At 53.2% G+C, this 13,597-nt stretch carries 8 protein-coding genes; all 8 read left to right on the top strand.

The genetic code is table 11. From position 1 onward, the window contains the following. Positions 1–62: 62 nt before the first annotated feature. The 8 genes from AC07RN_RS13640 (at position 63) to recD (ending at position 13,557) form a co-directional block, all read left to right on the top strand. Positions 63–527: a prepilin peptidase-dependent protein gene (locus AC07RN_RS13640; RefSeq protein WP_478336611.1), complete on the top strand. Its 465-nt coding sequence runs from the start codon at positions 63–65 to the stop codon at positions 525–527. Beyond that, on the top strand, positions 518–1,081 hold the full coding sequence (locus AC07RN_RS13635) for a prepilin peptidase-dependent protein (RefSeq protein ID WP_015960260.1): 564 nt from the start codon (positions 518–520) through the stop codon (positions 1,079–1,081). The genes AC07RN_RS13640 and AC07RN_RS13635 overlap by 10 nt, the downstream gene beginning before the upstream one ends. Continuing rightward, positions 1,078–1,479 carry a DUF2509 family protein gene (locus AC07RN_RS13630; RefSeq protein ID WP_449553910.1) on the top strand — a complete coding sequence of 134 codons (402 nt, stop codon included), beginning with the start codon at positions 1,078–1,080 and terminating at the stop codon, positions 1,477–1,479. The genes AC07RN_RS13635 and AC07RN_RS13630 overlap by 4 nt, the downstream gene beginning before the upstream one ends. After that, positions 1,464–1,787 carry a prepilin-type N-terminal cleavage/methylation domain-containing protein gene (locus AC07RN_RS13625; RefSeq protein WP_478336610.1) on the top strand — a complete coding sequence of 108 codons (324 nt, stop codon included), beginning with the start codon at positions 1,464–1,466 and terminating at the stop codon, positions 1,785–1,787. The genes AC07RN_RS13630 and AC07RN_RS13625 overlap by 16 nt, the downstream gene beginning before the upstream one ends. A 12-nt stretch (positions 1,788–1,799) precedes the next feature. Beyond that, entirely contained in the window at positions 1,800–5,174 is a 3,375-nt protein-coding gene (recC, locus tag AC07RN_RS13620; RefSeq protein WP_478336609.1) for an exodeoxyribonuclease V subunit gamma, read from the top strand. A 138-nt stretch (positions 5,175–5,312) separates the two neighbouring features. Next, on the top strand, positions 5,313–8,195 hold the full coding sequence (ptrA, locus tag AC07RN_RS13615) for a pitrilysin (RefSeq protein WP_478336608.1): 2,883 nt from the start codon (positions 5,313–5,315) through the stop codon (positions 8,193–8,195). Then, complete coding sequence (gene recB / locus AC07RN_RS13610) at positions 8,192–11,737, top strand: exodeoxyribonuclease V subunit beta (RefSeq protein WP_478336607.1); 3,546 nt, start codon at positions 8,192–8,194, stop codon at positions 11,735–11,737. Before ptrA ends, recB begins: the two co-directional genes overlap by 4 nt. Beyond that, entirely contained in the window at positions 11,734–13,557 is a 1,824-nt protein-coding gene (gene recD / locus AC07RN_RS13605; protein WP_478336606.1) for an exodeoxyribonuclease V subunit alpha, read from the top strand. Before recB ends, recD begins: the two co-directional genes overlap by 4 nt. Positions 13,558–13,597 lie beyond the last annotated feature (40 nt).

Raw genomic sequence — 13,597 nt, 5'->3', positions numbered from 1 at the left:
ACGCCTCGTAACTTTCAATTTCCCTCCTCGTTTTTTCTTGTCGTTCTCATCAAACTGCCGCCATGAAAACAGAACGTGGATTTACGCTCATCGAGACGATGGTGGCTGTCTCTATTGTGGTCATTCTTAGCGCGACGGGATTATTTGGCTGGCAAAGCTGGCAGCAACAGCAGCGCCTGTGGCAAACCGCACATCAGGTGCGGGACTTTCTGGTGCAATTACGCGATGACGCAAATGGACACAACCGTGACCACACCATTTTGCTTAAAAAAGACGGTCAAAGTGGGTGTCTTTTAACAACGAAAATAACGGATTGCGATACGCGCAGCGTTTTTGTTCTAAAGCCGCTATGGCCTGAAGTCACAATTGCTGAGGTGACACCCTCCCTGGCATTTTATGGGTTAAGGGATACCGCCTGGCCGGGGCATATTCGCGTCAGAAGCGATGTGGGCGAGTGGTTACTCATCGTCTCAAACGGGGGGCGTATCAGAATGTGCAACAGTACGAGCAAGGGAATATGTCAATAAATCAGCGAGGTTTCTCGTTAACGGAAGTGCTGTTAGCCATGGCGATTGGCAGTATTTTATTACTGAGCACTGCGCGTTTTCTGCCGGGTTTGCAGCGCGCCAGCCTGATGCAAGAAAGGCAGCAGGAACTGGAGGAAGAGGTATGGTTAAGAATCTCTGCAATTGGCAAGCAGCTGCAGAGGGCCGGATATTGTGCGGGTCTTTGTCAGGGGCAAGCGTTGTCAATTGGCAGGGCAGGAAGCTGCGTTATTGTTCAGTGGGATGCTAACAGCAATGGACGTTGGGAAAACGCACCACAATCAGAAACTGAGCAAACGGGCTTTCGTCTCGAAGGGGGATCGCTTGAAATACAGCGTGGAGCCACTGCCTGCGACGGAAAAGGATGGGACAAATTGACCGATCCTGCCAGTATTTTGATCAAACGATTCTCAGTGAGTAAAACGCAGACATCTGGGTTTTCACCTGAATTTACGATTGAGCTTGCGGCTTCTCGCGTCGGCCTGCAAACCGAACCTTATCAGGCAACTTATCGCGTCACCGGATTCAATCTGTGAACCGCCAGCGTGGAATGTCATCGCTCGCCCTTGTCCTGCTTCTCCTCATTATTGGGAGCTTAATTCTCACGGGGCTCAACCAACAGCTTGACGCTTTTACGCGTATTGTCAGCAGTGAGCGCCAATTGATACAGCAACAGGTTAACGCACAGTCAGCGCTGGAGTGGGGAAAGAACCAGCTATGGCCGGTGAGTCCAAATATCCAGTGCAGAAATGCCCCGCAAGGGCGAGCTTGCGTGCGTTTGCTGGGAAATGAACGTGTTTTACTGAGCGCTGGCAGTAGTGACGTCATGTTATGGCGTGGTGGGGAAATACAGAATGGGCGAATTGTCTTTTCTCCCCATGGCTGGAGCGATTTTTGTCCACTCAAGGAGGATGCGCTATGTCGGCTACCCTAAACAGACAAAAAGGATTTAGCATGGTGGAAGTCTTATTGGCAATGATGTTACTGGTGATAATTGTCGCTGCGCTGTCTGGCTATCATCGCGCATTGGCGAGCCGTTTTACGATGTTCAATCAATATCGTCAGCTCTGGCATTATGCCTGGAATCAGGCGCAATTATACTCAGATACCTTGCCGGATGGTTGGCGTACGAGCCGGGTGCAGACAACGCAGGCCGGATGTGTCAGCATCACGGTCACTATTTTTTCTCCTCTGGGGCGGCAGGGTCAAATGACACGCCTGCACTGCCCGGTTAGCAAGTAGTCGGGAGCGCGTATGTTAAGGGTCTACCATTCAAATCGTCTGGATGTGCTGGAAGCGTTGATGGAGTTTATCGTCGAGCGCGAGCATCCTCTCGATCCTTTCGAGCCTGAAATGGTGCTGGTACAAAGCACGGGCATGGCTCAATGGTTACAAATGTCCTTTGCGCAAAAATTCGGTATTGCGGCAAATATCGAATTCCCGCTTCCCGCGAGTTTTATCTGGGACATGTTTGTCCGTGTCCTGCCTGACATTCCTAAACAAAGCGCATTCAGTAAACAAAGCATGAGCTGGAAGTTGATGTCGATTCTGCCGGATATGCTTCCACGCGATGAATTCGTCATGCTCCGGCACTATCTCAGCGACGATACCGATAAACGTAAGTTGTTCCAGCTCGCCTCGCGCACAGCCGATCTGTATGACCAATATCTGGTCTATCGTTCGCAATGGTTGAACCGTTGGGAGGCTGGTGAGCTTGTTGACGGTTTACCCGATGCTCAAGTCTGGCAGGCTCCACTCTGGAAAGCGCTGGTAGAACATACTGAAAAGTTAGGGCAACCGCAGTGGCATCGTGCCAATCTCTACGATCGTTTTATTGCGACGCTTGAAGCTGCTTCACAGCGACCGGAAGGGTTACCCTCGCGCGTGTTTATCTGCGGAATCTCAGCGTTACCGCCCGTATATCTCAATGCACTTAAAGCGTTGGGCAAGCATGTCGATATCCACATTTTGTTTACTAACCCTTGTCGAGAATATTGGGGTGATATCCAGGATCCACGAACGATCGCTCGCTTTGTTACCAGGCAAAGGCGTCGGCTATTCGAAGACCGTTCTATCCCGCTTTTTAAAGACAGTGCTGGTGCCGCTCAACGTTTCAATGAAGAAGGTATTCAGGATTTGCCGAATCCACTGCTCGCATCGTGGGGGAAACTGGGGCGAGATTATGTGCATATGCTTTCCGATATCACCTCTTCGGGTGAAGGTGACGTCGACGCGTTTGCGGACATCAATCCTGATAGCCTCTTACACAATATCCAGTCGGATATTCTTGATCTGGAAAATTGCGCAATAGCGGGAATCACGGCTGAAGAATTTGCCCGTAGCGACAAGAAACGCAAACTGGATCCTGACGATCGCAGCCTGACCATTCACATGTGTCATAGCCCGCAGCGCGAAGTAGAAGTACTTCACGATAAACTCCTGGCGCTGCTGCAGGACGATCCTGAACTCACCCCGCGCGACATCGTTGTGATGGTCGCGGATATAGACAGCTACAGCCCCTTTATCCAGGCGGTATTTGGCAGCGCAACAGGCGAGCGTTATCTCCCCTATGCTGTTTCTGACCGACGGGCACGCCAGTCTCATCCTGCTTTGCAGGCTTTTATTAGCTTGCTCTCTTTGCCGGATAGTCGCTTTATTTCTGAAGATGTGCTGGCGTTGTTGGACGTTCCCGTTCTTGCCGCCCGTTTTGATATTGATGAAGAAGGGCTGCGCTATTTGCGCCAATGGGTTAACGAGTCGGGCGTTCGTTGGGGGATTGACGATGACAACGTCCAGGAGTTTTCCCTTCCGCCGACAGGTCAACACACATGGGCGTTTGGCCTGACACGTATGCTACTGGGCTATGCCATGGAAAGCAGTCAGGGGGAGTGGAATGACGTCTTACCCTATGACGAGTCGACAGGACTGATTGCGGAACTGGTTGGGCACCTGGCGTCACTTCTGATGCAGCTCAATCGCTGGAAGCGTGAGTTGATGCAGCCCCGTCCGCTAGACGCGTGGCTGCCAATATGTCGTGAAATGTTGAAAGATTTCTTCCTGCCGGACAGCGACACCGAAGCGGCAATGGCGCTGATCGAGCAGCAGTGGCAGGCGATAATAGATGAAGGAATTTCATCGCATTACGATCAGCCTGTCCCGCTGTCCCTCCTGCGAGATGAGCTCACACAACGCCTCGATCAGGAACGTATTAGTCAGCGTTTTCTCGCCGGGCCTGTCAACATTTGTACCTTGATGCCTATGCGTTCGATTCCGTTTAAAGTTGTCTGCTTGCTGGGGATGAATGACGGCGTTTATCCACGCGCGCTCGCCCCGTTGGGCTTTGATCTGATGAGCCAGCAGCCGCAGCGTGGCGATCGCAGCCGACGCGATGATGACCGATATCTCTTCCTTGAGGCGTTAATCTCTGCCCAGCAAATGCTCTATATCAGCTACATCGGGCATTCTATTCAGGATAACAGCGAACGTTTCCCGTCGGTTCTGGTGCAGGAACTCGTTGATTACATCGGTCAGAGCCACTATTTACCTGGCGATGAAGTACTGAATTGCGACAAGAGTGAGCAGAAGGTAAAAGCGCACATCACACATTGTCACAGCCGCATGCCGTTTGATCCGACAAATTACGTGGAAAACGAGCAGCAAAGCTATGCGCGGGAATGGCTTCCCGCCGCGAAGAATTCAGGCATAGCGCATTCTGATTTTATTCAGGAACTTGAGCCGCGACCCATTGAAACACTGACCTTTGAGCAATTGCAGCGCTTTTGGGCACACCCGGTACGTGCCTTTTTCCAGCAGCGTTTGCAGGTGAACTTCCGCTCTGAAGACAGCGAAATCCCTGATTCAGAACCGTTTACGCTCGACGGATTAAGCCGCTATCAACTGAACCAGCAATTACTCAATGCTCTGGTCGAACAAGAAAATGCACAAATGCTCTTCCGGCGTTATCGCGCTGCGGGGCAGCTTCCTTTTGGCGCCTTTGGAGAAATTGTCTGGGACGCACAGTGTCAGGAAATGCAGGCCTTGGCCGATCGCGTTATTGAGAACCGTCAGCCGGGAAAAAGCCTTGAAATTGACCTGAACTGTAATGGTATCCAACTGACAGGGTGGCTTCAGCATGTGCAGCCTGATGGACTGCTACGCTGGCGTCCTGCGATGCTCAGTGTTTCGCAGGGCTTGCAACTCTGGCTCGAACATCTTGTCTACAGTGCGGGCGGGAATGACGGCGAAAGCCGGTTGTTTGTGCGTAAAGATGGCGAATGGCGTTTCCCGCCAATATCCTCAGAACAGGCGTTAGCGTATCTGACGCTGTTTGTTGAGGGTTATCGAGAGGGTATGAACAAACCTTTGCTGTTGCTCCCAGAAAGTGGGGGCGCATGGATAAAAACCTGTTACGACGCACAGAATGATGCCATGTTAATGGATGAGGCGACTTTGCAAAAAGCGCGCAGCAAGTTTATGCAGGCGTGCGAAGGAAACATGATGGTTCGGGGCGAAGGGGATGATGTTTGGTATCAACGGTTATGGCGAACGCTGGAACCAGAGTACTTCGATGCGATTACGGTTGAAGCTCAACGCTACCTGTTACCGATGTTTAGATTTAATCAGTCCTGACGACTGTATAAAAATTGCACAGGATAGGGCGTTCAATTATCATGCCCGAGTTGTCACGGACTGATGTAAACAGAAAGAGATGCTGGCGTGTCCAGCACGCAGTTGATTAATGATGTAGCCGTGATGAAGAGGTAGTGAATGCCAGGCAGCACCTTATTTAAAGCGTTTGTATTGTTTGTCGCCCTTTGGGCACCCGTCACTCAGGCAGACTCCGGTTGGCAACCCGTAAAGGAAACAATCCGTAAAAGCGATAAAGACGCCCGACAGTATCAGGCGATTACGCTTGATAACGGGATGACTGTGCTGCTGGTATCTGACCCGCAGGCGGTGAAGTCACTTTCTGCCCTTGTGGTGCCGGTGGGATCGCTTGAAGATCCTGACTCTCATCAGGGCCTTGCGCACTATCTTGAACATATGACGCTGATGGGCTCTAAAAAATACCCGCAGGCGGACAGCCTTTCTGAATTTCTCAAAATGCACGGTGGCAGCCACAACGCCAGCACCGCGCCGTACCGTACCGCTTATTATCTTGAAGTCGAAAATGATGCGCTGGAGCCTGCGGTAGACCGTTTGGCGGATGCCATCGCATCACCTTTGCTGGATAAAAAATATGCAGACCGTGAGCGTAATGCCGTCAATGCTGAACTGACGATGGCGCGCACGCGAGACGGTATGCGAATGGCGCAAGTCAGCGCTGAAACCATCAACCCCGCGCACCCTGGTTCGCGTTTTTCCGGCGGCAATCTCGATACGCTGAGCGATAAAGCGGGGAGTCCGGTGCTGGATGCACTGCACGCGTTCCGTGATACGTATTATTCCGCTAACCTGATGAAAGCCGTGGTGTACAGCAACAAACCACTGCCTGAACTGGCACGTATCGCTGCGCAAACCTATGGTCGGGTTCCGAACAAAAATATCGAACGTCCTGAAATCACGGTTCCCGTTGTTACCGATGAACAAAAAGGGATCGTTATCCACTACGTCCCTGCGCTGCCGCGTAAGGTGCTGCGTGTCGAATTCCGTATTGATAACAATACCGCCCAATTCCGCAGTAAAACGGATGAACTGGTCACCTATCTTATTGGGAACCGGAGTCCGGGTACGCTCTCCGACTGGTTGCAAAACCAAGGCCTGGTAGAAGGTATTCGCGCCGACTCCGACCCGGTTGTGAATGGTAACAGCGGTGTTCTCGCCATTTCGGCGACATTAACCGATAAAGGTCTCGCACACCGCGACGAAGTCGTTGCCGCCATTTTTAGCTATCTGTCGCTGCTGCGCGAAAAGGGCGTGGATAAACGCTACTTTGACGAACTGGCGCACGTGCTGGATCTCGATTTCCGTTATCCCTCCATCACACGTGACATGGACTACGTTGAATGGCTGGCCGATACCATGCTCCGCGTTCCGGTAGAACATACTCTGGATGCCGTGAATATTGCCGATCGCTATGATGCTGAAGCCATAAAAGCGCGTCTGGCGATGATGACCCCGCAAAATGCCCGTATCTGGTATATCAGTCCGCATGAGCCCCATAACAAAATGGCGTATTTTGTTGATGCGCCTTATCAGGTCAACAAAATCAGCGAGCAAACATTCGCTGACTGGCAGAAAAAGTCGAATGACATTGACCTCAAATTGCCTGAACTGAACCCGTACATTCCGGATGATTTCACGCTGATTAAGCCTTCGAAAAAATACCCGCACCCGGAGCTGATTGTTGACGAGCCGACGCTGCGCGTGGTGTACACCCCAAGCCGTTATTTTGCCAGCGAGCCCAAAGCAGACGTGAGCGTCATCCTGCGCAATCCGCAGGCTATGGATAGCGCGAAAAATCAGGTGATGTTCGCCCTGAATGACTATCTCGCGGGAATTGCGCTGGATCAGCTCAGTAATCAGGCCGCAGTAGGGGGCATCAGTTTCTCGACGAATGCTAACAATGGTTTGATGGTGAACGCCAACGGCTACACTCAGCGTCTGCCACAGCTTTTCCAGGCTCTACTGGACGGTTATTTCAGCTACACCCCGACTGAGGAGCAACTGGAGCAGGCCAAATCCTGGTACGCGCAAATGATGGATTCGGCAGAGAAAGGCAAGGCCTTCGAACAGGCAATAATGCCCGTGCAGATGCTGTCCCAGATCCCGTATTTCCAGCGCGAAACGCGTCGGGCATTACTGCCGTCTATCACGCTTAAAGAGGTGATGGATTATCGCACTGCGTTGAAGACCCATTCACGCCCAGAGTTTCTGATTGTCGGGAACATGAGCGAAGAACAATCGAAAACGCTCGCGCAAAATGTTCGCAAACAATTGGGTGCTAACGGTAACGAGTGGTGCCGTAATCAGGATGTGCTGGTTGAGAAACAGCAAAATGTGATCTTTGAAAAAGCAGGCAGCAGCACGGACTCTGCGCTGGCCGCTGTCTTTGTCCCAACGGGTTACGATGAGTTTGCCGGTTCTGCGTACAGCGCGGTGCTGGGGCAAATTATTCAGCCGTGGTTCTACAGTCAGTTGCGTACCGAAGAGCAGCTTGGCTATGCGGTATTTGCTTTCTCCATGAGCGTGGGCCGTCAGTGGGGCCTGGGCTTCTTGCTGCAAAGCAACGATAAACAGCCCGCGTATCTTTGGCAGCGTTACCAGGCTTTCTTCCCGCAGGCAGAAGAGAAACTGCGCAAGATGAAGCCCGAAGAGTTCGCTCAAATCCAGCAGGCGGTTATCGCCCAGATGCAGCAAGCCCCACAAACGTTAGGCGAAGAAGCCTCACAGCTGAGCAAAGATTTTGACAGGGGCAATCTGACGTTTGATTCGCGTGATAAAATAGTGGCCGAGATAAAATTGCTGACGCCTGAAAAGGTAGCTGATTTCTTCCACCAGGCGGTGGTGAAGCCGCAAGGTATGGCATGCTTATCCCAGGTTTCAGGCAGCCAGAATGGAAAGGCGGATTATGTTAATCCGCAGGGCTGGAAAGTTTGGGAAAGCGTCAGCGCATTACAGAAATCTATGCCCTGGAGCAAAAAAGAATGACCGAAACCGCTGAGTCCCTTGATCCCTTACGTTTACCGCTACAAGGTGAACGATTGATTGAAGCCTCAGCGGGAACGGGAAAAACGTACACCATTGCCGCTCTCTATCTGCGTTTGCTTTTAGGGCTGGGTGGCAATGCGGCATTTTCACGTCCCCTTAGCGTGGAACAGCTGTTGGTCGTGACGTTTACCGAGGCTGCGACTGCTGAGTTGCGCGGGCGCATACGTTCAAATATTCATGAACTGCGTATCGCCTGTCTGCGCCAGACTACTGACAACCCTCTCTATCTTCGCCTGCTTGAAGAGATCGACGACAAGCAGCAAGCGGCACAGTGGCTGTTGCTGGCCGAGCGGCAAATGGACGAAGCTGCCGTCTTTACCATTCACGGTTTTTGTCAGCGCATGCTGAGTTTGAATGCGTTTGAATCCGGCATGCTCTTTGAGCAACAGCTCATCGAAGATGAATCGGAACTTCGTTACCAGGCCTGCGCTGATTACTGGCGGCGTCATTGCTATCCGTTGCCGCGCGATATTGCCGAAGCGGTGCATGCGTTATGGAAAGGGCCAGAGGATCTTCTGCGCGCTATCGATCGCTATCTTCAAGGTGAAGCGCCCGTCATCAAATCCCCGCCTCGGGCAGATGAAACGCTTGCTGAGCGGCACGAGGCTATAGTGTCGTTGATTGCCACCCTGAAGCAAAAATGGTGCGATTCGGTGGGGGAAATCGACAGCATTATTGAAAACTCGGGCATCGATCGACGTAAGTTTAACCGTGGCAATCAGGCGAAATGGATCGAAAAAATCAGCGCTTGGGCGCAGGAAGAAACGCGCGGCTACCAGTTACCCGATGCGCTTGAAAAATTTGCACAGAATTTTCTGGCGGAGCGCACCAAAGCAGACGGCATTGTGCCGGAACACCCCCTGTTTGTTGCCATCGAAACCCTGTTATCACAGCAGCTCACCCTGAATGACCTGATGATCACGCGCGCCATGGCAGAGATCCGTGAAGCGGTCGCGCGTGAGAAAAATCGTCGGGGAGAACTCGGTTTCGACGATATGCTGAGCCGACTGGATGCAGCATTGAGCAGCGAAAACGGTGAGGCGCTGGCTGCTGCGATTCGCGCCCGATTCCCGGTGGCGATGATTGATGAATTCCAGGATACCGACCCACAGCAATATCGTATTTTCCGGCGTATCTGGCGTAAGCAGCCGGATACCGCGCTGCTCCTGATTGGTGACCCCAAACAGGCGATTTATGCGTTTCGCGGCGCGGATATTTTCACCTACATGAAGGCGCGTAGCGAGGTCGAAGCGCACTACACCCTCGACACCAACTGGCGTTCAGCGCCCGGTATGGTCGCCAGCGTAAATACGCTTTTTGAGCGTATGGACGCGGCCTTTATGTTCAAGGAAATACCGTTCTCTCCCGTTAAGTCCGCACCGCAAAATCACGCCCTTCGCTTTGAATATCAGGGAAAAACCCAACCGGCCATGAATTTCTGGCTGATGAATGGCGAAGGCTGTGGCGTCAGCGACTACCAGAACGCGATGGCTCAGCAATGCGCAGCGCAGATTCGCGATTGGCTAAGCGCGGGCGTGCGTGGCGAGGCGTTACTGTGGAAAGGCGAAAAGGCAAAATCGGTCAGCGCATCAGACATTACCGTGCTGGTCCGCAGTCGGCAGGAGGCGTCGCTGATTCGTGACGCTCTCACTTCGCTTGATATTCCCTCGGTGTATTTATCCAATCGCGACAGCGTTTTTGAGACCCTTGAGGCACAGGAGATGCTGTGGCTGCTGCAGGCTGTGTTAACGCCTGAGCGCGAGAGTACGCTGCGTAGCGCGCTGGCCAGCTCCATGTTGGGCCTCAACGCGCGGGACATTGATGCGCTGAATAATGATGAAACGAAATGGGATGCGGTTGTCGAAGAATTTGTCCATTACCGCGAGCGCTGGTTAAAGCGCGGCGTGATGGCCATGCTGCGTGAACTGATGTCTCAGCGCCACGTCGCTGAAAATATGCTGGCGACATCCGGTGGTGAGCGGCGTCTGACTGACATTTTGCACATCAGCGAACTGTTGCAGGAGGTCGGTTCGCAACTGGAAAGTGAACACGCGCTGGTGCGCTGGTTGTCGCAGCATATTGCCGATCCAAACAGTAATGCAGCAAGTCAGCAGATGCGACTCGAAAGCGATAAGCATCTGGTGAAAATTGTCACTATTCACAAGTCGAAAGGGCTGGAATATCCGCTGGTTTGCCTGCCGTTTATCGCGAATTATCGCGCACAGGATCAGGCTTTTTATCACGATCGTGACTCGTTTGAAGCGATTCTTGATCTCAGCCGAGCGGACGTGAGTATTGAACTCGCGGAGGCTGAACGTCTGGCAGAAGATTTGCGCCTGCTCTACGTGGCGTTAACGCGATCTGTATGGCATTGCAGTCTGGGCGTTGCGCCGCTTTTACGTCGTCGTGGTGAGAAAACCGGTGAAAGCGATTTTCATCAAAGCGCACTTGGACGCCTGATACAGCAAGGTGAGCCAAAAGATGCCGCAGGGCTGAAGCAGTGCCTTGAGGCGCTGTGCGATGAGAATATCGCGCTTCAAATCTCGGGGCCGATTGATTCGACACGCTGGAAGATGCCGGAGATCTCCGCGCCTGATTTAAGCGCACGGCAAATTACGCGTGGGCTGGTGGATGACTGGCGCGTGACGAGCTATTCCGGGTTGCAGCAACATGGACAGAATTTTGCGCAAGAATTAATGCCTAAACTTGACGTGGATGCGTCGGGAGTCGGCGAGATGATTGAGCAACCTGAGCTTACGCCGCATCAATTTCCGCGTGGCGCATCGCCGGGAACATTCCTGCACAGCCTGTTTGAAGAGCTGGATTTTACGCAACCTGTTTCGCCAGAATGGGTGTCTGAGATGCTGCAAAAAGGCGGCTACGATGCACACTGGCAGCCAGTCCTGACGGAGTGGGTCACCTCGATTTTGCAGGCGCCGCTCACGGAATCGGGTATATCCCTGAGCCACCTCACCGCCAAAGAAAAACAGGTTGAGATGGAATTTTATATTCCTATCGCCGGCCCGTTGACGGCCAGTGCGCTGGATGGGCTTATCCGCGAATATGATCCGCTGTCGAAAGCGTGTCCGGCGCTGAATTTCCGCCAGGTGAGCGGCATGCTAAAGGGCTTTATCGATCTTGTTTTCCGCCATGACGGGCGCTATTACCTGCTGGATTACAAATCCAACTGGCTGGGAGATAACAGCGAGGCGTATACCCAAGAGGCGATGGCCGCGGCGATGCAGTCCCACCGCTATGATTTGCAGTATCAGCTTTATACGTTGGCGCTCCATCGATATCTGCGTCATCGCATCGCGGATTACGCCTATGAGCAGCATTTTGGTGGCGTGATTTATCTGTTTTTACGGGGTGTTGACGCGAACGATCCGCACTCTGGAATTTTTACAACGCGCCCTGACATTGCGCTGGTGAATAAAATGGACATGCTGTTTGCGGCGAGCACGGAAGAGGTGGCTGAATGACGATGCAAGCGTTACTGCTCGAGGCCGTCGAACAACGTGTTCTGCGCCGACTTGATGCACAGTTTGCCATGATGGTAGCGGGCAACGACCAGCCAGCCGTTATGCTGGCCGCCGCCATTCTCAGTAGGGATGCGGGTGAAGGGCATGTATGTTTACCGCTCTCGCGTCTGGTGGTCGACGATAAAACCCCGGCCCCCTTACAAGCGTGTTTTGCGCTAGTGGGCGAAGCGATTAACTGGCAGGATGTCCTGTTGCAATCCCATGGTGTTAGTACCGGCGATCTGCCGACGCCACTCATCCTGTGCGCTGAACGGCTCTATCTCAATCGCATGTGGCGAAATGAGCTGGCGATTGCCCGCTTCTTCAATGAGTCAAATCAACCGCTGCCTTATGATCCTCCCCAGTTACATCAAACGCTGAATGCTTTATTTGATGACAGTGGGTCGGTGAACTGGCAAAAAGTGGCGGCCGCGGTTGCGCTAACGCGCCGTATCTCCGTGATTTCGGGCGGACCAGGAACGGGTAAAACCACCACGGTGGCAAAATTGTTGGCCGCTCTGATTCAAATGGCGGGTGAACAAAAATGCCGGATTCGTCTGGCTGCGCCGACAGGAAAAGCCGCTGCGCGACTGACCGAATCGCTGGGCGGGGCGTTGCAAAAACTCCCGCTCAATGATGCGCAACGCACCTTGTTCCCGAATGAAGCCAGCACGTTGCACCGTTTACTGGGTGCCCAGCCGGGCAGTCAGCGTCTGCGTTATCACGCGGGCAACCCGCTGCATCTGGATGTGCTGGTGGTGGATGAAGCCTCCATGATCGATCTGACGATGATGTCGCGTTTGATTGATGCCTTGCCGCCCCATGCCAGAGTGATTTTCCTCGGCGATCGCGATCAGCTCGCCTCGGTTGAAGCGGGCGCGGTGCTGGGTGATATCTGTCATTACGCCAGTGCGGGCTATACGTTACCGCGCGCGCAGGAGTTGTCGGAACTCACTGGGTGTTCGATTGAAGGCACATCCGACCCGGTAGCGGGGGCGTTACGCGACAGTCTCTGTTTACTGCAAAAAAGCTATCGATTCGGCAGTGATTCCGGGATCGGGCAGCTTGCCGCGGCGGTGAATCGCGGCGACCGAAATGCCATCCGCGCGGTGTTTAACGGTGATTTTCAAGACATAGAAAAAAAGCCGCTGCAAACGGGCGAAGAGTATCTGGCGATGCTTGAAGATGCGGTGCAGGGTTATCAGCGTTTTCTGCACTGCGTGCACCAGCAGGAATCGCCGGAAGCGGTTATCGCTGCTTTTGGCGAATATCAACTCCTGTGCGCGCTTCGTGAGGGGCCGTTCGGCGTGACAGGGCTTAATGAACGACTGGAGCAGACGCTTTCTCAGAAACGTAAAATCATCCGCCAGCCGCATTCGCGCTGGTATGAAGGGCGGCCTGTGATGATTTCACGCAACGACAGCGCTCTCGGCCTGTTCAACGGTGATATTGGTATTGCCCTCGATCGCGGGCAGGGGCTTCGCGTGTGGTTCCAGATGCCGGATGGTAGCGTGAAATCGGTCCAGCCAAGCCGTTTGCCGGAACACGAAACGGCATGGGCGATGACGGTGCATAAATCGCAAGGCTCTGAGTTTGATCACGCGGTGTTGATTCTGCCTGCGCAGATGTCGCCAGTCATTACGCGTGAACTGGTTTATACCGCTATCACCCGCGCCCGTAAGCGCTTGTCGCTCTACGTCGATGACCGCGTGCTGGCGCAGGCGGTCACGACGCGCATTGAGCGTCGCAGTGGGTTAAGTGCCATTTTTGAGTCAGTCTGAAACTCGCCCTCTCCCAATGGGAAAGGGCGTTTAGTTCACA

Source organism: Lelliottia sp. GFLA7, from assembly GCF_056490165.1.
The sequence above is the reverse complement of the archived record's forward strand: the minus strand, read 5'-3'. Positions and strand labels throughout refer to the sequence as shown.

Bases quoted from the DNA above. Each gene is read 5' to 3' on its own strand.
- AC07RN_RS13640 (WP_478336611.1), top strand. From the start codon at position 63: ATGAAAACAGAACGTGGATTTACGCTCATCGAGACGATGGTGGCTGTC.
- AC07RN_RS13635 (WP_015960260.1), top strand. From the start codon at position 518: ATGTCAATAAATCAGCGAGGTTTCTCGTTAACGGAAGTGCTGTTAGCC.
- AC07RN_RS13625 (WP_478336610.1), top strand. From the start codon at position 1,464: ATGTCGGCTACCCTAAACAGACAAAAAGGATTTAGCATGGTGGAAGTC.
- recC (WP_478336609.1), top strand. From the start codon at position 1,800: ATGTTAAGGGTCTACCATTCAAATCGTCTGGATGTGCTGGAAGCGTTG.
- ptrA (WP_478336608.1), top strand. From the start codon at position 5,313: ATGCCAGGCAGCACCTTATTTAAAGCGTTTGTATTGTTTGTCGCCCTT.
- recB (WP_478336607.1), top strand. From the start codon at position 8,192: ATGACCGAAACCGCTGAGTCCCTTGATCCCTTACGTTTACCGCTACAA.
- recD (WP_478336606.1), top strand. From the start codon at position 11,734: ATGACGATGCAAGCGTTACTGCTCGAGGCCGTCGAACAACGTGTTCTG.